17 protein-coding genes and 1 pseudogene are annotated in these 17,486 nt (G+C 36.1%); 5 read left to right on the top strand and 13 right to left on the bottom strand.

Annotation, left to right across the window (positions count from 1 at the left end; genetic code table 11):
- Positions 1-151 precede the first annotated feature (151 nt).
- Positions 152-1,840: a DEAD/DEAH box helicase gene (locus tag B1NLA3E_RS16255; protein WP_015594928.1), complete on the top strand. Its 1,689-nt coding sequence runs from the start codon at positions 152-154 to the stop codon at positions 1,838-1,840.
- Complete coding sequence (locus B1NLA3E_RS16260; RefSeq protein WP_015594929.1) at positions 1,818-2,609, top strand: YqhG family protein; 792 nt, start codon at positions 1,818-1,820, stop codon at positions 2,607-2,609. The genes B1NLA3E_RS16255 and B1NLA3E_RS16260 overlap by 23 nt, the downstream gene beginning before the upstream one ends.
- 74 nt (positions 2,610-2,683) lie before the next feature.
- Here B1NLA3E_RS16260 and B1NLA3E_RS16265 read toward each other — a convergent pair whose 3' ends face one another.
- The 8 genes and pseudogenes from B1NLA3E_RS16265 to B1NLA3E_RS16300 all read right to left on the bottom strand — a co-directional run.
- A complete protein-coding gene (locus B1NLA3E_RS16265; protein ID WP_015594930.1) occupies positions 2,684-2,863 on the bottom strand; it encodes a YqzE family protein in 180 nt (59 codons plus the stop codon).
- Positions 2,864-2,956: 93 nt separating this feature from the next.
- Positions 2,957-3,337, bottom strand: coding sequence for a competence type IV pilus minor pilin ComGG (gene comGG / locus B1NLA3E_RS16270; RefSeq protein WP_015594931.1), 381 nt, complete (start codon positions 3,335-3,337; stop codon positions 2,957-2,959).
- The gene (comGF, locus tag B1NLA3E_RS25850; RefSeq protein WP_328285110.1) at positions 3,338-3,841 is read right to left on the bottom strand and encodes a competence type IV pilus minor pilin ComGF; all 504 of its coding nucleotides are present in this window, start codon (positions 3,839-3,841) and stop codon (positions 3,338-3,340) included. It lies immediately after the preceding gene.
- Positions 3,759-4,088 (bottom strand): hypothetical protein, encoded by a 330-nt coding sequence (locus B1NLA3E_RS16280; RefSeq protein ID WP_015594933.1) that lies wholly within the window; start codon positions 4,086-4,088, stop codon positions 3,759-3,761. Before B1NLA3E_RS16280 ends, comGF begins: the two co-directional genes overlap by 83 nt.
- Positions 4,072-4,512: a competence type IV pilus minor pilin ComGD gene (gene comGD / locus B1NLA3E_RS16285; protein ID WP_015594934.1), complete on the bottom strand. Its 441-nt coding sequence runs from the start codon at positions 4,510-4,512 to the stop codon at positions 4,072-4,074. The genes B1NLA3E_RS16280 and comGD overlap by 17 nt, the downstream gene beginning before the upstream one ends.
- On the bottom strand, positions 4,512-4,826 hold the full coding sequence (comGC, locus tag B1NLA3E_RS16290; protein WP_015594935.1) for a competence type IV pilus major pilin ComGC: 315 nt from the start codon (positions 4,824-4,826) through the stop codon (positions 4,512-4,514). The genes comGD and comGC overlap by 1 nt, the downstream gene beginning before the upstream one ends.
- Before the next feature lie 15 nt (positions 4,827-4,841).
- Positions 4,842-5,870 (bottom strand): competence type IV pilus assembly protein ComGB, encoded by a 1,029-nt coding sequence (comGB, locus tag B1NLA3E_RS16295; protein WP_015594936.1) that lies wholly within the window; start codon positions 5,868-5,870, stop codon positions 4,842-4,844.
- A pseudogene (locus tag B1NLA3E_RS16300) lies at positions 5,863-6,498 on the bottom strand (ATPase, T2SS/T4P/T4SS family); the annotation flags it as partial. The gene comGB and the pseudogene B1NLA3E_RS16300, both read right to left, overlap by 8 nt.
- Positions 6,499-6,550: 52 nt before the next feature.
- Here B1NLA3E_RS16300 and B1NLA3E_RS16305 point away from each other — a divergent pair.
- A complete protein-coding gene (locus B1NLA3E_RS16305) occupies positions 6,551-7,987 on the top strand; it encodes a recombinase family protein (RefSeq protein ID WP_015594938.1) in 1,437 nt (478 codons plus the stop codon).
- A gap of 477 nt (positions 7,988-8,464) precedes the next feature.
- Here B1NLA3E_RS16305 and B1NLA3E_RS16310 read toward each other — a convergent pair whose 3' ends face one another.
- The 4 genes from B1NLA3E_RS16310 to B1NLA3E_RS16325 all read right to left on the bottom strand — a co-directional run bounded on the left by B1NLA3E_RS16310 (position 8,465) and on the right by B1NLA3E_RS16325 (position 14,938).
- The gene (locus B1NLA3E_RS16310; protein WP_015594939.1) at positions 8,465-11,623 is read right to left on the bottom strand and encodes a type I restriction endonuclease subunit R; all 3,159 of its coding nucleotides are present in this window, start codon (positions 11,621-11,623) and stop codon (positions 8,465-8,467) included.
- Positions 11,624-11,645: 22 nt separating this feature from the next.
- Complete coding sequence (locus B1NLA3E_RS16315) at positions 11,646-12,884, bottom strand: restriction endonuclease subunit S (protein ID WP_015594940.1); 1,239 nt, start codon at positions 12,882-12,884, stop codon at positions 11,646-11,648.
- Positions 12,874-14,466: a type I restriction-modification system subunit M gene (locus tag B1NLA3E_RS16320; RefSeq protein ID WP_015594941.1), complete on the bottom strand. Its 1,593-nt coding sequence runs from the start codon at positions 14,464-14,466 to the stop codon at positions 12,874-12,876. The genes B1NLA3E_RS16315 and B1NLA3E_RS16320 overlap by 11 nt, the downstream gene beginning before the upstream one ends.
- 130 nt (positions 14,467-14,596) lie before the next feature.
- Positions 14,597-14,938, bottom strand: coding sequence for a helix-turn-helix domain-containing protein (locus B1NLA3E_RS16325; protein WP_015594942.1), 342 nt, complete (start codon positions 14,936-14,938; stop codon positions 14,597-14,599).
- Positions 14,939-15,056: 118 nt separating this feature from the next.
- Here B1NLA3E_RS16325 and B1NLA3E_RS16330 point away from each other — a divergent pair, with 118 nt between their 5' ends.
- Together B1NLA3E_RS16330 and B1NLA3E_RS16335 are read left to right on the top strand one after the other, a co-directional pair.
- Positions 15,057-16,427, top strand: a complete 1,371-nt coding sequence (locus B1NLA3E_RS16330; RefSeq protein WP_015594943.1) for a hypothetical protein — start codon at positions 15,057-15,059, stop codon at positions 16,425-16,427.
- 62 nt (positions 16,428-16,489) lie between these two features.
- The gene (locus B1NLA3E_RS16335; RefSeq protein ID WP_015594944.1) at positions 16,490-16,675 is read left to right on the top strand and encodes a hypothetical protein; all 186 of its coding nucleotides are present in this window, start codon (positions 16,490-16,492) and stop codon (positions 16,673-16,675) included.
- 48 nt (positions 16,676-16,723) lie between these two features.
- Here the strand turns inward: B1NLA3E_RS16335 and B1NLA3E_RS16340 are convergent, their stop codons facing one another.
- Entirely contained in the window at positions 16,724-17,464 is a 741-nt protein-coding gene (locus B1NLA3E_RS16340) for a DUF4145 domain-containing protein (RefSeq protein ID WP_015594945.1), read from the bottom strand.
- Between the last annotated feature and the right edge of the window lie 22 nt (positions 17,465-17,486).

A 17,486-nucleotide genomic window follows, 5' to 3' on the forward strand; every position in this document is an offset into this window, starting at 1 on the left:
CGATAATACCCAAATGATACGGAATATAAGATGACATTATTTTAAAACTTACTAATGTGGCAAATTTCAAAATATTATCAACTATTTTCATCCTACCATTGCTAAGCCTGGTCGAGCAATATATTTATTTAATTAAAAGGAGCTGTAATATATGTCCGTGCAAATCAATTTTGATTCTTCATGGCAGGATGAATTTTTGCAAAGAATGATCAATGACGGCCCATGGGGAAACTGGGAACTATTCAAATTAGCCGTGGATGTGGAACAGCACACCGTCATTCCAGAATTCGAAGGACTTCAAGCACCTAAACATCTTCCTCATTTAACCCCGTTGCCTCACCAGCTCGAGGTCGCTAAACAAGTAGTCGAGAATATGAATGGTAAAGCCATTTTAGCCGATGAGGTAGGACTTGGTAAGACAATTGAGGCCGGTTTAATTTTAAAAGAATATATGATTCGCGGTCTTGTAAAAAAAGTATTGATCCTTGTCCCGGCTTCACTCGTTACCCAGTGGGTGTCGGAATTGAATACAAAGTTTTTTATTCCTGCTATATCCCAACGAAAAAGCTATGTTTGGGAACAATATGATGTAGTCGTTTCGTCTATCGATACGGCAAAACGCAGCCCCCACCGTGAGATAATTTTCGAACAAAACTATGATTTAATTATTATCGACGAAGCTCATAAGCTCAAAAACAATAAAACAAAAAACTATGAGTTTGTTCAAAGCTTAAAAAAGAAATTTTGCTTACTCCTTACAGCCACTCCCATCCAAAACCGGATTGAGGAAATTTTTAATCTTGTATCCTTACTTAAACCTGGCCATTTAGGGAATGAATCGGCCTTTTTTGAAAAATACAAACGTGACGCAAGATCGATTAATGATGATGAGCACTTAAAGGAGCTTGTCAATAAAGTGATGATTCGGAATCGCCGAGCTGACACGGGAATAGAGTGGACAAAACGACTAGTCGAAACTATTCCAATTGAATTTACAAACGAGGAACGCGACCTTTATGATTCAATTTCTGGCCTCCGTTCCGATGGCGATTGGATGACTTCAAGCCAGTTTTCACTTATGACCCTGCAGCGAGAAGCCTGTAGCAGTAGAGAAGCGGTATACTTTACCTTAAAAAATATGCTTAAAAAACAAGAATCGCCTTCAATCTTTTACCAAGAAATGATTCAATCATTAATAAACAAAGTGGAGGCGATTCAAACCAACACAAAAGCGAATAAAGCGTTGGAATTAATACAATCAGCCAATGATAAAGTAATCATTTTTACGGAATATCGCGCAACACAAATGTATTTACAATGGTTTTTAAAGCAGCATGGGATTTCGTCCGTACCATTTCGGGGTGGTTTCAAACGTGGTAAAAAAGACTGGATGCGAGAACTTTTCCAAAAACAGGCCCAAGTGCTGATTGCTACAGAGGCAGGTGGTGAAGGAATAAACCTCCAGTTTTGCAATCATATTATCAATTTTGACTTGCCTTGGAATCCTATGAGACTTGAACAAAGGATTGGACGTATTCACCGACTTGGTCAAGAAAAAGATGTTTTGATTTATAACTTCGCTACTAAAGATACGGTCGAAGAACATATCTTAAAACTCTTATATGAAAAAATTCATCTTTTCGAAAAAGTAGTGGGTGAGTTGGATGATATATTAACGCGATTAGAGTTTGGAAATTTCGAAGATCATATGATCGATATATTTGGCCACTCCTCATCTGAAGGTGAAATGCGGATTAAAATGGAAAATTTAACCTCAATGATTCAATTTGCGGAAGAAATGAAAGCAGGTGAAATAAATGCAGCAGCAGGAAATTCATAATTTTTTGGAACAGTATTTTCATTCGAACAGCTGTGAAATTGAGGAAAGTGGTCAAGGTTACATGGTCGTACAGTTAACGAACGAGCTGGATAAAGAACTAATGAACCGCCCCTTTTATTGGCATTACCTTGAAAAAACCGGTGGAAGTCCAAACCCAATGAAACTCACTTTTATTACAAACCCGCAAATCGTCCCAGACAATCTGAAAGGAGAAACAATCCATTTTGGTTCTCCGCGCCTTCACCAAATTTTCCAATCCACCAAGAGCTTAGCTGGCTATATCAGACTCTACGAGGGGAACGGACATAATATTGGAAAACAAACCCCCTTATTTCCTTGGCTGGTGTTAAATGTTAAAATATCGTATCAGTGTGACCGAAAGCGGGATGTATTTAAATCAATAGGTCTACATCTAATTAATGGGATGATCGTTGAAAATTTTCACGATAAACTACTGGGAATTTCATTGACACCAAAAATCCCGGATTATTTTTTCACCCTATCCCCGCTCGTGATGCCCAAAAGCGGAATCACGAGAATAGAGCATTATTTGAAAAGGGCGCTTGAACTAGAAGATCATACCTGGGCGGAGGAAGCAAAAAATAGGTGGCAGCAGGATCTAGAATTGTTACAGCACTTTTACGAGGATGATGAGAACAAAGAAGGATATGAAAATGAAAAATCCGCCCTACAAGATCAGTATGAACCAAAAATAAATATCTCCATTATCAACGGAGGTTTGTTTTACTTAACAGAAAAGGCCATTTAACTAGGAATGGAAGCGTCCCTATCAAGGCACAAAAGGAAAGGAGACTAGCCAAAGTTAGCCAGTCTCCACAAAAGTTAATGCTTCCGTTTGAACAAAGAGATTAAAAGGAACGGGATGACCCCGAACCAATGGAAAAGAAATGGTTCTTTAACATCCTTCTTTTGATACTTGTGTTTTTTTCGCTCGTCTTTTGGTTGATCAATATATTTAACAAACGTTTGCGTAATATATTTGACGTAATCATTTGATTTCATTGAGCATACCTCCATATTCCTACCAGTATAAGCATGCCCAATTTCTAACATTTAAGTCAACCGACATTCTGCTACCCAATTTTTTAGCTCCAATCAGTTCTTCTCCACCCATTTAATCATTTTTTTTAGGTTCTTGTCATAATAACCAAAACCTATTGATTTTTCACCAGTGTTAAGGGTCATTGTAAATGTGATTTTTAAAGAAACACCCAAATCCTCTTTAATATAGTCCACTTTCCCCTCCCTAAACGATAAGACCCCTGAGTTATTAATTGGTTCCCCGTTTCGTAGCTGACTTTCAATTTTTCTTACTGAAGATAATAAATAATATTCTTGATTTAAAATGGTTTCTGTTTCATGGGCAAGTTTCTTTTCATTCAAATATAGTTGGGTATGCAGCAAAACAAATGTTGAGAAAAGCAGGAGCATACAAAGTGAGAGCGGATAGGTAAACCCTTTTTGATTTATGAACATTTAGGAAACCACATCTCGAATAAAAACCTGAAAATCTTCCCTGTATTCATGACCATATTTATCAACCACTTTCACTCGAACACCGTTACCAATCTTTTCAAATTGAAAAGTTCCTACATTCTGCAATAAAATTTCATGCCCCGTATAATCTACCCTTCTTCTTAAATTTGTGCCGTATTTTTCATAGATAATCGTTTGACCGTCTTTTTGTAATAAGAGGGTTTGATTTAAAACTGTAATGTTAGTACTCATTCTTACTTCTTTTTTTATCTGACTAGTAAAAACCTCCCACTCCATGCGCTGGATTCTCTTTTCGAATGGTACCTCATTTAGCATCAATCGAAAGGATAAAGGGAGGAAGGAAACGATGATACAAAAAATTGAAAAAGCAAACAACATTTCAATCAATGTAAATCCATTGCTATTCAGGACTTTTACATTTTTTATGGGGGATTGAGTTGACATCTTTATATTCGACACACACCTCGGTTTGTGACGTATCATCTCTCCAGCTTATCTCATAAATGATCCCATTTAAGATTTCAGTCTTGTTACCAACTAGGAAACCCTCATTAATCTGTCTCTCCATCTCGTCATATAACAAGTGGACTGCAGTGTTTTCTAAATAAACTTGAACTGCCTGTTCCTTTAATAAAATCACGATTGGAAGTAAGAAACCGGTAATTAGGAACCATGCCGTTAAAGACAACAGCAATTCTGCCAAAAAATAACCTTCACTCCTTCGTAACATAAAACCTCCCTTTTCCTATTTGGAAAGTGATTCGATAGGTTGTAGTCCCCATCCTAATAAAAAAGGAACCGAAGCGATTGATGTTTCCACTCTCCGAAAATTGAAAGTAAAGTGGCAAAGAACCCTCAGTAATCTTTACTCCTTCTGAATATTTCCTCTCCAATATAATCGGTCCACTTACCTTTTCGCGGAAATAATAATAATTTCCTCCAGACATGATGTTTACGGTAATTTGTGTTTGATTTGAAATCGCATACTGCTGTGCCCAAAAAATATCAGATTTGAATTGGGAAAAAAATAAATTTTTTTCGAGCATGTTAGACTGAGGTTTTACCATGATGAGGGTAATAGAAGAAATTACGAGGAATACGGAAAAAACCAACAACATTTCAGTCAAGGTAAATCCTTTTTGATCCAATTTCATTAGGAACCACTTGTAGTCGTGGTTACCTCCCCATCTGCCCCAATCACAATATTGGTACTATCGGGACAAGCTGTTTCACCACTCTTTAAATAACCCTCATCAATTAACTCTTGGGTACTTGCTGGGTATTTTTGAAGATCAAGATGGTACGCTTGGACCTGTGCTTCAACCATTTTCACATAAGCTTGACAGCCTTTTGTATTGATATTTGCATTATGCTTTGCAACATTAGGAATCGTAATAATTAGTAACACTGAAATAATTAATAAGACAATCATCATTTCTATTAGAGTAAATCCTTTTTCATTTTTCATTTCACTCACTCCTCTTTATATTCCGTCTAATAGGTGAAACATTGGTAGCAAAATAGCTAAGTACATTGACACTATTAATAAACCGATAATCATATAAAGAATAGGTTGAATTGTTTTTATCCACCTTTCTGTTTTTTCCTCTAAAACCATCACACAATGCTTACTGTAAAAGGAAAGCTCTTGAGATAGTTTTCCTTTTTCCTGACCATGCTTGACAATATGGGAAAGGTCTTTTTCAAAAACAGAGAAGCTGGAAATAATCATTTCTAAATTATCCCCCTTCGATAACCTCCCCCTCATTTCTAAGCAAATTTGCCCATAAAAAGGTTGCTCAAGATTTTTTTCAAACATTCTCAACGCTTCCAAAACTGATAATCCACCCGATAATAGATAGCTCATTTGAACCGAAAAATAATGAGTGTACAACAATTTACAAAACGAACCAATAACAGGAATTTTCACCATTTGATTTCTTCGGTCGAGTGGTGACTGACGCCGTATGCGGAAAATATAATACAAAAATAGAATAATGGTGAGACCCAGAAGGAACGTTAAAAAGTATGGGACCATGTCACCGAAAAAATATATGACACGGGTAAACAAATTCTGTTTTAAATCCATTGATTGAAACAGAGAGGTGAATTTCGGAAGTAATACTTGTTCGACAAAATAAAACAGGATGGCTGTTATAAAGATTAGTATCGCAGGGTAATACAACATCCTCATCAATCTCTGAACATCCTGGCTTCGTTTTAACATAATTGTGCTTCCTTCTTTAAAAGCCTCAGCTAATCCACCGTGCTGCTCAGCAAAATAAACATACCCTATCAAGTTCTTATTGAAATGAAGGTTGGTAAGAATTTGGTACAGTGGATAACCTTCTCGCAATTCCACAATACATTGGTTAATGTCCTTCTTTCTGGCTGCTGGAAAATAATAGGCCAAGCTATCTATAGCCTCAGAAAGAGAATATCCCCTTGAAAGTAATTCACCCGTTCTTTGCAAAAATAACGCTTGTTGTTGATTGCTCCATTTCTTATTCATCCATATACACCCAACGATCATATTCGTTTTCTTTGATAAATCCTAAAGCAATTCCTTTCTTAATATAGTCCTTTAAGGTTCGATATGGATATCGGACCAGAGGTTGTTCTCCTTTCGCTTCCTTAAGTACTGATGACAAAGCTTTCCCGTTTAACAATTCCATTACGTTTGCGCGTTTCCCTCTCCCGTAGGAATAACAAAATGGCGAACACTCACCTTGACAAAACGGACAGGTTAACTCAACTAACCTTTGAGCAGTTACCGCAACAAGCGTTTGTTCGATTTCCAGCCAGTTTACACCAAATTCCTTTAATCTAAATATCGCACCTTTCGCATTGCGAGTATGCAAGGTACTTAAAACCAGATGTCCTGTTAATGCCGCCCTAACGGCTATTTGGGCTGTCTCAGCATCTCTGATTTCCCCGACCATAATAATGTCTGGGTCATGTCTTAAGATTGCTTTTAAACCAGTGGTATATGATACCCCAGCTTTCTCATTGACCTGTACTTGGAGGACCTTATCATTATCCTTCTCAATTGGGTCTTCTAATGTGATGACGTTACGCTGAAATAGGTGTGAGGTTTCATTTAATAGCGAGTAGAGAGTTGTGGTTTTCCCTGATCCTGTAAGAATAAAACTTGGGGATAACATTCATAATATTAGTGGGAGGATCTTAAAAATGAAGCATGTAGCCATTTATTTAAGACGATCAAGAGATGAGGAAGGGAAAGGCATTGAGAAGCTTTTAGAAGGTCATGAGAAAGCCTTAAAAGACTTGTGCAAGCAATATAATTGCAGTTATGAGGTATTCAAGGAAATTGCGTCATCTAGTACAATTGAGAACCGGCCACAAATGGTAAAATTATTAGATCGTATTAAGCAATACCATTTTGACGCTGTAGCAGTAATGGACATTGACCGCTTGTCGAGGAATGAGTACGATAGCAATGATATTAAACGCATTCTATATGAAACAGAAACACTTATATTGACACCAACACGCACATATGACTTACATAGCGACGATGACAGCCTACTAGTGGGTGTATCAAGCCTAATAGCTGCACAGGAATATAAGATGATTCACAGGCGAATGAGAAGAGGTAAGAGACATCTTCAAATGCAGGGGGTTTGGACAGATGGGGCTCCTCCCCTTGGTTATTCTAAGGATAACATTACAAAAAAATTAAAGACTAACGAACATGCTAACACAATAAAATATATTTTTGAGTCAATTGTCAACGGTAAAACCATTCCTCAGATTGTTTCAAAATTAAATGAGAAGGCCATTCGGACCCGTGGCGGCTTTTCGTTTCGCTATAATTCGGTTCTCCGCATCATTAAAAACGATTGTTACAAGGGCACTAACATATCTAACAAACTAATTGGCAAACATAACGGTAATAAACCAATGAGCGAGTGGATTATCATTGATAATGCACACACAGCTATTGTATCAGAGGAAATATGGAACAAAGCAAATAAGATAGTAAATAAACCTTTTTTTAAGTCCCCAAGGGCAAAGAATAAAATTTATCCAACTTCAAATCTTATCTATTGTGCCAATTGTGGTAAGTTACAAGGGTGTAACACAAGACCAGATGGTAGGATTTATATTAAACACTGTCCATGTGGTAACAGGAGTGCTAGATACGAGAAAGTACTAAAAACAATTAAAAATGACATCTTAGAGACTTGCAGAGAACACCTACACACTCTTTTGGCTTCACAGATTGACTTCGGCTTAGAGAATAACAATGATGAAAAGGAACAGCTCTCAAAGGCAATACAAAGGATTGAGAAAGCACTCGCCAACATAGATATTTTATTTGAAGAAGGCGAGATTGATTTACCAACATATCGACAACGTAAGACAGGACGACAGAACGAACTATTAGAACTGAAGAAACAGTCGGCTTTATTAGTCAGTAACACCGAAAAAATTAATTCAATTAAACTGAGGTTAAAATTGTTTGAGATACTCAAAGATGAATGGGATTTATGGTCAGAAGAACGCATTAACAAGGCACTTCACACGTTAATTCTTGCCATACTTTGGAAAAGAGATAATCAAGGGAAATGTTTTATTAACATCATATACAGGTCATTTGATTAGAATAGGTACATTGTTAAAATAATTTATTTTGAAAAAATTTAATTAGTTTCAAATGGAATAAAAACCCTCATAAACACCTATATATCATGTTTTGGCTGGACTGTGGGAATCGAACCCACCTAATTGGCACGCAGCTCACAAGCGGTTTTGAAGTTAGAGGAAAAGTGTTATCTCTTGTTATTTTTAGTTATCAAAAATCCAAGAGTTAAAAGGGTTTTTGAGTAATTTAATGTAAATATGTTATTTCTAGTTATCACTAATAATATTTAGTTTGGTGCCAATATGGTGCCAAACCGGTGCCAATATTCTGTTCTAAAAAGGATAATTAACAGCCTTCATTTTTGCTACCGACACAAACCTCTGTAAACCCCATTCCTTACGTTTACAGAGGCTTTTTTATTTAGTTTACTGATAAAAAGAGTCCAACCCTGTCAATTCCGATTCCTTTTAAAGTAAAACATTAACTTTGAAAAGATCTTATCTTAATTCGTCAGCCAAAGGTACAATGATTTCTTCTAATGTCTTTCTCCACTGACGTTTCATTTCTGGTCCGTATTTCAATGGTTTTGCATCTGAATGTACAGCTTTATACTTATCAAATTGCTTGCTGTTGATGATTCCCCCAATATTAGGAATAGGGTCTGTTCCTAACACATATTGAATCGCGGATAAATGCAGCTCATTTTCATCTACAAACCAAGTATTTGCAAATTCTTCAATCGCTTTATTATAGGCTTCAGTGAAGAAGCGTCGTTTCACAACAAGAATATCTTCCTCTGAATCTATTTCTTTGGTATCAATAGCGTTTAAAATCGCACGGTAGACGTCTTTAACAATTTCTGATTTCTTCAGTTTTTGAAGTGCTTTTTCGATCTCGTCACGGATATTCTTATTATTGGCTGAGTACGTTCCTAATAATCGGTCAATGTAGGTTGAGTCAATATCATAGATCTTAATCTCATTTTCTCCATAGAATTCAATGCCTGAGAAATCTGGACCCGGTCCAACTTCGCCCCCTTCATCTACTAATGAACCCTTAACCGTGTTGTATACACCAATATATTCTTCTAAGGTCTTCACCTGTTCTTGAAGTGCTGTTGATTTCTCCATATCATCATTGTAATCATCATACGTAACTAAAGCTTCATAGGCATTGTTTAATTCTTGGAATGCTTTCACAAATTCAATCCGGATTTCAAGTGGTGAGTGTTCGTTAATATCGGTTGGATTTGGAACTAACTTTGTTAGCACTTTGTTAGCCTTTTTGAAGCGTTTTTTCGATTCATCATAAGTTGGATACACAAGATTAGATTCCTCTTGTGCTTCAGAATATAACTTCGTTGCATCCTTCACATTTTGTTCCATGGTCGAAGGTTTCCGGAATGTCACAATCAAACCTTTTGTCTTTCCTGGATAGGTACGATTGGTTCGAGAAAATGCTTGGATCAAATTGGCATAACTTAAATTACGATCCACAAATAACGTTTGCATCGTTGGTGCATCGAATCCAGTCAATAAGCGCTCTACAACAATTACTAAGTCAATTTGTTTTCCAAATTCTTTGAACTCTGCTTTCTTACGAGCTAAGCGATTGTTGATATCGCCATTATATCGGTCAATATCTTCTATTGACCATGCAGTGTGATAATAATCGTTATAGTCCTTGATAATTGCTTTCATTTCATCTTGAATTTGCTTGGAATTATCTTCGTTTTCTTGCATCGAATAGGTGATAGCAATCCGTGGGAAATCTGGATCTTCAATCGTACGCCCCGTACGAATCGGATGTCCAGCAAATTTCTTTGCCAGCCACTCTGGGTCTCTGGTCATTTCCTTGATTGCATGATAGTAGCGTTTTGCCATATCAATGGAACTTGTAGTTAAAATGGCAGACTTTTGTGGGCGGCCATTTTGAAAATCAAACTTGGTATAGGCATTATCTGGTCGAAAAATCTTATGAATGACTTTTTGAATATGATCATCACTTTCGAAAGAAGATGGTTCAAGATATACTTCCTTTTCTATTCCATCCATTTGATCGATCATATCGTTAATTTCATCATCACTAAAATTGACATACTTTTCATTTTGACGAAGTTGATTAAAAATATAATTATTTAATGATGTTGGTTCGATCGTATCTTCGTGCTCTACTTGGAACCCTAAAACAGCCCCATCATCTAACGCATTCTTAATGGTATAGGTGTGCAAGACTTCTCCATATTGATCATGAGTGGTGCGAGCTAATCGGCCTTTAGCTTGTTTCTTGTTTACATCAAATATTGGTGTACCTGTAAACCCAAACCATGTGGAATTAGGAAAAAATTCCTTGATCACTTCCATCCCTTCTGCACTTAACGCACGATGACATTCATCTACGACAAAGACAATATGTTGCCCCATTAGTTTCTTAAAGCGCTGGGTGCCTTTTTGTTCCTCTTGTTTTTGGGCATAGCGCAAGGCAGCTTCTAATTTTTGACGAGTGGTAATAATCACTGTATTAGAATTAGTATCAGATAATAGAGTATCACTTAACTCTTTCGCACTTCCAGTTCCCACAATCAAGCTATTAGACTTGGCTTTACCAGAAGAAATACCGGTATTAAATTCGGAAGCAAATTTAGTGAATTCACTCGTAGTTTGATTGTCCAAGTCTTTTCTGTCAATGAGCATAATTGTACGATCTACACCTGGTTTGCGAGCTAATAACTTCGTAGAAACAAAACTTGTCAACGTTTTTCCTGAACCAGTCGCATGCCAAACATATCCGGATTCATGTTTCATGGCAGATGTAAACAAAGCTTCAATCGCATGAATTTGATACGGGTGTAACACCATTAAGACTTTGTTGTCTTGGTCCTCGCTCACAATCGTATAATTGGCAATCAAGCGATGTGCATCTGGAATATTTAAGACTTGTTTCACAAATTCATAGAGATTTTCTACTTTTCGATTGTCTGTGGTCCGCCAGCTAAAGACAAATTTCTTATGCATGTCTTTTGGCATCGCATTGGCAAAGTAGCGAGTCGTTTGTTCGTTGGAAATGACAAATAACTGAAGAGTAGAAAAGATATTATTTCTAAACATCCCTTCTTCTGCGTATTTCTTGATTTGATTATAGGCTTGGAATACTCCGTCTTTGGCACCGACCTGTTTCAATTCAATTTGGGCAATTGGCAACCCATTGATTAAGAGTGTCACGTCAAATCGACGATCACGACCATCAACGATTGCCTTTTGTTTTGCAATCTGATGAACCACTTCGTATGTAGAGATTCCGCCACCAATGTCTTGATTGGAATACAACACCAACGACATTGAACCCAGAGATACATCTTCACGTTCAATTGTTATCCGTGAGATCCCATTCTCCCCTTTAAGCCATCTGGCAGCTTCAAAGGGTGTCCGTGTTTTCGATAGTAATTCTGTTTTTATAGTGTCAAATTCTTTATTAGAAATGGGATGTTCCCCAATTTCTGATAAGTTATTTTGCGTAATCTTTTGGCGCAAGTTTTTCCATAGGTCTTCCTCTGATTTTAAATCTGGACGATAATTCCACTGATTATGCCCTTCTCCTAGTACTTCGATCAGGCGACGTTCCACTTCAGCTTCATCGTTATGTGGTATCTTTGTCATGGTCTTCCTCTCTTCTATTCGCTTAGACAAACATCCTTTGTAGGAATGCTTTTTTCGTTTCTTTCAAGGAATCTAATTCATGTTGATGAAGAGCTATAGTGTCGTCTAGCTGTTTGAAAAAGTTACCTATTTTAGATTGTTCTTCTAATGGTGGTACAAATAGATCCATTTTCCCTAATATTTTTCCTGATATTTCCAAAAAGGTTGATCCTGATGCATATTTTAATGCAAACTCTTTTATTTTATATCCCATAGAATAAATAAAATAAATATCGTAATTTTTATTTACTACTAAAGATTGAAAGCCTTGGTTTGTAGCTCCATCTTTCTTTAAGATAGCCATATCTCCTATTCCAGCACGAGAGGTGAACAACATAGTTTTGTTCGCAGGCAGTACTTTGGCAGAACTCTTTTTTAATCCAAGTGCAGTTATTTTTCTTTGGCTACCAAAAGCATATGTTTCTTTTCCAATTTCTACAGGTGAATACCAATCAATATCACCATCCCAATATTCTTGGACATCCGTGCTTGGCGTTCCCCCACCAATAATTTCAGCTACTTCATTCAACTTACGCTGTTCCCAATCTCTAGTAAATCCTGGGAACCGAACCTCAGGTACGGACTCCCCTTCTTTTGGAAACATTTTTTGCAAGAATCCCTGTTTTGTTTGTTTGAGGGTGGTTAGTTCTTGCTGATGAAGGGAAATCGTGTCGTCGAGTTGCTTAAGGAAGTTACCAATTTTGGTTTGTTCTTCCTCTAAAGTAGGAACGCAAATCAACCATTGTTTTAATTTAGTGGTAGAAATAAACGGCTGATCCGATCCAACAGCTTCTTTTAATACAAATTTTGAAACTTCTTTTCCAAGCAATTGATATGAAAAATTGATATTAGAGTTATTTAAAATAATAATTTTTCCCGCTCTTTGATACAGTAGTGCACCATGTAAATCCTTTGGTACTTGAGCAATTTTTAAGTTTCCATTTGTAATTGGTCGATTTAGACCTAATACAATATCACCAGTATCAAGAATAAAATTTTGATATTTATCTGAAAATTCTTCCGGAAGAAAATTCAAGTTTTTAGCAGAAATGCTTCCATGCTGAATTGACTCGCCGTTAACTATGGGGACACCCACCTGAACATAATCACTCATTTTAAATGCATAGCCAGAAACTACATCATACATATCCCCAAACTTACGCTCTTCCCAATCTCCAGTAAATCCTGAAAATCGTATTTCTGGTGTATGGTTATTTTTCACGATTAAACACCTCTAATGCACCCTTAATCCATTCTGCGTTTTTTTCATCAAATTGTAGAGAAGAAATCATGTCAAATAGGCTAGATTCTAGTTCTGCTTTTTCTTTTCGAATGTCTTGGATTGTTGAACTAATTGCAGCCATATCAACAATCGCTTCTTCTTCAAAGGTATCTACGTATCGAGGGATGTTTAAATTGAACTCATTCTCCTTTATTTCATCAAAGGTTGCGACGTGGGCATATTTCTCCACATCTTCTCGCTTCTTATACGTTTCGACAATCTTATCAATGTTTTCTTTGGAAAGTTTATTTTGGTTCTTTCCTTTCGAATAGTCATTACTTGCATCAATAAATAAAACATCACGAGTGGCACGATTTTTCTTCAAGATTATGACTGTTGTTGGAATCGATGTCCCAAAGAATAAATTTGCTGGCATGCCAATCACGGTATCAATACTTCCATCTTCTAATAATTTCTTACGAATCACGCCTTCTGCAGCTCCACGGAACAGTACCCCATGTGGTAATACGATTGCCATTGTTCCCGTATCTTTTAAATGATAGAACCCATGTAAAAGAAAGGCAAAGTCTGCTTTTGATTGTGGCGCTAACTTCCCGTAACGATTGAAACGTGAATCATCTAAGAATGTATCATCTGCAGACCATTTTGCAGAGTAGGGGGGATTCATAAGGACAGAATCAAAGGTGTAAGGCTCATCTGTGGGCCAATCTTTGTTCAATGTATCCCCATTGCGTAAACGCATATCTTCTTTATCAACACCATGCAAGATCAAGTTCATCTTCGCTAGATTATAGGTCGTTGTATTTAGTTCTTGTCCATGGTACTTTACATTCTCGGGATGGTTAATATAGTTTCGAATATTCAACATCAAGGAACCTGATCCCATGGTTGGGTCAAATACGCTAAACAATTTTTTGTCCTCTTGACCTATTGCGGCAATACGAGCCATCATGTCAGATACTTCATGAGGTGTATAGAACTCTCCAGCTTTCTTACCAGCTTCTGAGGCAAATTGACCAATCAAGAACTCATAGGCATCCCCAATGACATCACCATTATGTCCCAACACATCGACATCATTTAGTTTCTTCAGTACTTCTGTAATGGTAATGTTTCGTTGTTGATCATCTGATCCCAGTTTTTTTGATTTCAAATCCACATCATCAAACAATCCGTTGAATTGATCATATTTCGAAGACAAATCGATAAAGGCTTTATTCAAGTTATTCAACTGAAACGTATTTTGTTTAGCTTGATTGGTTAATACAGTGAATAAATACTCTGGTTCAATATCATAGCCCAATGTATCCACTAACGTTTCAATCAAGTCATTTTTTATATCTTCATCTGCTAATAAATCCCTATACAATTTAGTTTGTTTTTCTTGTGTGTTGTATTCCTCTAGCGATTCATCTGCTATTTCAACTACTTTTTCTAATAACTTATCAGATAAGTACTTGTAAAAGATCAATCCTAATAAGTAGTTTTTGTATTCTGATGCATCCATTTTACTTCGCAAATTGTCTGCGGCACTAAATAATTTTGAGTTTAATTCTGCCATGTTGTAATCTCCTAAATTCAATTTTTCAAGTAGAGCTTGGTTCTATACTACTATAGTCACCAAGATGCTAAAAGGTACATTTAATTAAATAAAAAATAAGGTGGCATCTGCCACCTACAAAGATCCACTTTTATTTCCGATCCAACATTTTTGTGAACGTTTTAGTGATCGTTAAGAAATCTGTTTGTTCCTCTAAGCTCCTATCCTTAAGCAAATCAATAAGTTCATATAGAACATTATTAGTATTTTCTATATTTGGCTCAACCATGTTGAAGAATTCTCCCAATGAAATATCCATAGCCTTTGAAATTTTTACTAGACTTTCTAGGCTTAGGTTTTTTTCTCCCCGTTCAATTTTTCCAATATATGTCTCATGCAATGATGCTTGGTCTGCTAAATCCTCTTGAGTAAACCCTTTATTCTTTCTAAGCTGCCTAATCAAATCACCGATTCTTCTAGCTAAATCCTCCATTTTACCACCTCTTAAGGTTAGTAAAACTCACTAGTTAAATTACATGAATATTCCAAAGGGGTATATTTTGTAGTAAAATCATACCTATAGTATATATTCATTTAGGAGAATTGCTATTGTGCCAAAAGCAAAAACAAACACGGAATTTTATGCTGAGATTAATCTAAAATATGGTAATAAATACACCCTAAAATCCCCTTACAAGAATAATCGTTCTAAAATAAGTTTTTTCTGTAATGGCTGCCATTCAGAACATATGATGATAGCACAACATCTATTAAATAATGGATGTAGCAAGTGCGGTAGAAGGATTGGCGCAAATAAAAATACACTTAGTGAAGACCAATTCCAAGAAAGACTGTTTAAAAAGTGCGGCAGTAGAATAATAAGTAAAGAGCCATATATTAAGAGAGACGAAAAAATTTTGTTCTATTCCTTTGATTGTAACCACTATTGGAGGGCGACACCCGACGCAGTATTAGGTGGTAATGGCTGCAATGAGTGTGCACTTGAAAGGAGTATTAAAACCAGAACCAAAACACATGAACAATTCATATTTGAGGTAAAGGAACTAGTTGGACATGACTATAAAGTAATAGGGGAATATACAAAAACAAATAAAACACTGGAATTTCTACATATTTCATGTGGCAATTATTTTCCTATGACCCCAAATTCTTTTTTAGGGGGGCATCGATGCCCATCTTGCTATGGAACACCCAAAAAAACTACAGAACAATTTAAAAAGGAAATATTCGATTTAGTTGGAGATGAATATAGGGTAATCGGAGAGTACCTTGGGAATAAAAATGAGATAACCTTTGAACACGTAAATTGTAAAGAAAGTAATTTTCCATATTTTAAAATGAGGCCAAACTCTTTCCTCTCTGCAAATCAACGTTGCCCTAAATGCAGTCCTAGCAAAAAGGACACTAAAGAATCATTTGAAGCAAAACTGTTGAAAAAAAGAGGAAATGAATACGAATTAATTGGTGAGTATATTAATAGTTGGACAATAGTAGAATTGGTACATAAATGTGGGTACGTTTGGAATGTCACACCCAGTAATGTTTTAAATGGTCAAAATTGTCCTCGATGCTCCAAAAGTATTGCAGAATCTAAAGGGGAAAGAAAAATAAGAAAATACCTGGAGAACTGTGGTATTTCCTTTAAACAAGAGCATTCTTTTAAAGGTTTAATCAGCAAGCGATCATTAAGGTTTGATTTCGTGATATTTAGCAATCAGAACCCCGTTATGATGATTGAATTTCAAGGAATCCAACACTATCAACCCATTGCATATTTTGGCGGAATGGAGAAATATAAGCAACAAATACAACATGATATTTTAAAGGCTAAATATGCTAAGGAAAAGAATCTCTCATTATTAATTATTCCATACTGGCATTATAATGATATTGGCAATATATTAGATGGCTTTATAAAAAAGCACCTGATTCAGTCGCATAACAGTGATGTGCTTAAATGATGAACATTTAATTTTTTTAAATGGAAAACAACGTTTGATATTACTAAAAGAAGGAGAACATTGTGGGATTTGTTTATATCATAATTTCATTTATAGTCGTGGTTGCGTTCTTCTTATATGACAGAACACAATCTAGATACACTAAACAACTGAAAACAGAAATTTACGAATTGAGGAAAAAAGTGGAAAAACAACAAAAAATCATCAATACATTATATGGAAATGAAATCCATAAAGAAAAGTTGTAGACTATTACTGTTTATATTGTTTAGTCCGAATGTGTATGAAAGGATAGCTTATTTGCTATCCTCTGTAACTTTATCTCTATTTAAGATCCCTTTAATTTTATCAACCGGTAGTTTTCCATAAAACTTTCGAATCTTTTTCTTCCTCGTTATTAGTTCTTCCACCATGATGTTGATAAGATCGAATAGAAACATTACTGTTTCTTGATCATCATTTAAAACAATCTCACCTGGATGAATCCCCTCATTGCCATAAATGCGAATAGCATCAATTCCCTGCTGAATATGTTCTGGAATATCCTTCTTCACCAGCTCTGCAATCATAGTATTGATTTTCGACTTTTTTATTTGATACTCTTCAAGCTGAGGAATCATGGTTTCAATAGCTAATCGAAGTAACGCAGCTGATGCCCTTGGTGAATCCTTAAACACATTCACAGCCTCTCTGTAGATACCCTGTACATTTTGAGGCATATCCTCATGTGGTTCAGGTAACGCTGTTTCAAAGGGAAAAATAATTTTTCTATTTTCCCAAATTGTGTATTTTTTGCAATGATGGCAGATACTTATATCCAGTTTCCAATTAAGCTGATTTTCATGTCCATTCATTAACGAGCGATTATACTGCTGTATGCTAATAGTTCTTGATTCCTCATCTATTTTGTTTATTATTGTTTCAGGTAAATTCTGTGCCTGTCTATCTATTGAAAACCAATTTTGGGGACATAGAACGTCACACCTTGGACAATTAAATGCACCGCTATAATATGTTGGCTGTACTGTTTTAGCCATTATCTCACCCTCTTTTGTTGTC

This window comes from Bacillus sp. 1NLA3E, assembly GCF_000242895.2.
Classification (GTDB): Bacteria; Bacillota; Bacilli; order Bacillales; family Cytobacillaceae; genus Bacillus_BU.

Coding starts and splice junctions, on each gene's coding strand:
- B1NLA3E_RS16255 (WP_015594928.1), top strand. CDS start 152: ATGTCCGTGCAAATCAATTTTGATTCTTCATGGCAGGATGAATTTTTG.
- B1NLA3E_RS16260 (WP_015594929.1), top strand. CDS start 1,818: ATGCAGCAGCAGGAAATTCATAATTTTTTGGAACAGTATTTTCATTCG.
- B1NLA3E_RS16265 (WP_015594930.1), bottom strand. CDS start 2,863: ATGAAATCAAATGATTACGTCAAATATATTACGCAAACGTTTGTTAAA.
- comGG (WP_015594931.1), bottom strand. CDS start 3,337: ATGTTCATAAATCAAAAAGGGTTTACCTATCCGCTCTCACTTTGTATG.
- comGF (WP_328285110.1), bottom strand. CDS start 3,841: ATGATACGTCACAAACCGAGGTGTGTGTCGAATATAAAGATGTCAACT.
- B1NLA3E_RS16280 (WP_015594933.1), bottom strand. CDS start 4,088: ATGTTACGAAGGAGTGAAGGTTATTTTTTGGCAGAATTGCTGTTGTCT.
- comGD (WP_015594934.1), bottom strand. CDS start 4,512: ATGAAATTGGATCAAAAAGGATTTACCTTGACTGAAATGTTGTTGGTT.
- comGC (WP_015594935.1), bottom strand. CDS start 4,826: ATGAAAAATGAAAAAGGATTTACTCTAATAGAAATGATGATTGTCTTA.
- comGB (WP_015594936.1), bottom strand. CDS start 5,870: ATGAATAAGAAATGGAGCAATCAACAACAAGCGTTATTTTTGCAAAGA.
- B1NLA3E_RS16305 (WP_015594938.1), top strand. CDS start 6,551: ATGAAGCATGTAGCCATTTATTTAAGACGATCAAGAGATGAGGAAGGG.
- B1NLA3E_RS16310 (WP_015594939.1), bottom strand. CDS start 11,623: ATGACAAAGATACCACATAACGATGAAGCTGAAGTGGAACGTCGCCTG.
- B1NLA3E_RS16320 (WP_015594941.1), bottom strand. CDS start 14,466: ATGGCAGAATTAAACTCAAAATTATTTAGTGCCGCAGACAATTTGCGA.
- B1NLA3E_RS16325 (WP_015594942.1), bottom strand. CDS start 14,938: ATGGAGGATTTAGCTAGAAGAATCGGTGATTTGATTAGGCAGCTTAGA.
- B1NLA3E_RS16340 (WP_015594945.1), bottom strand. CDS start 17,464: ATGGCTAAAACAGTACAGCCAACATATTATAGCGGTGCATTTAATTGT.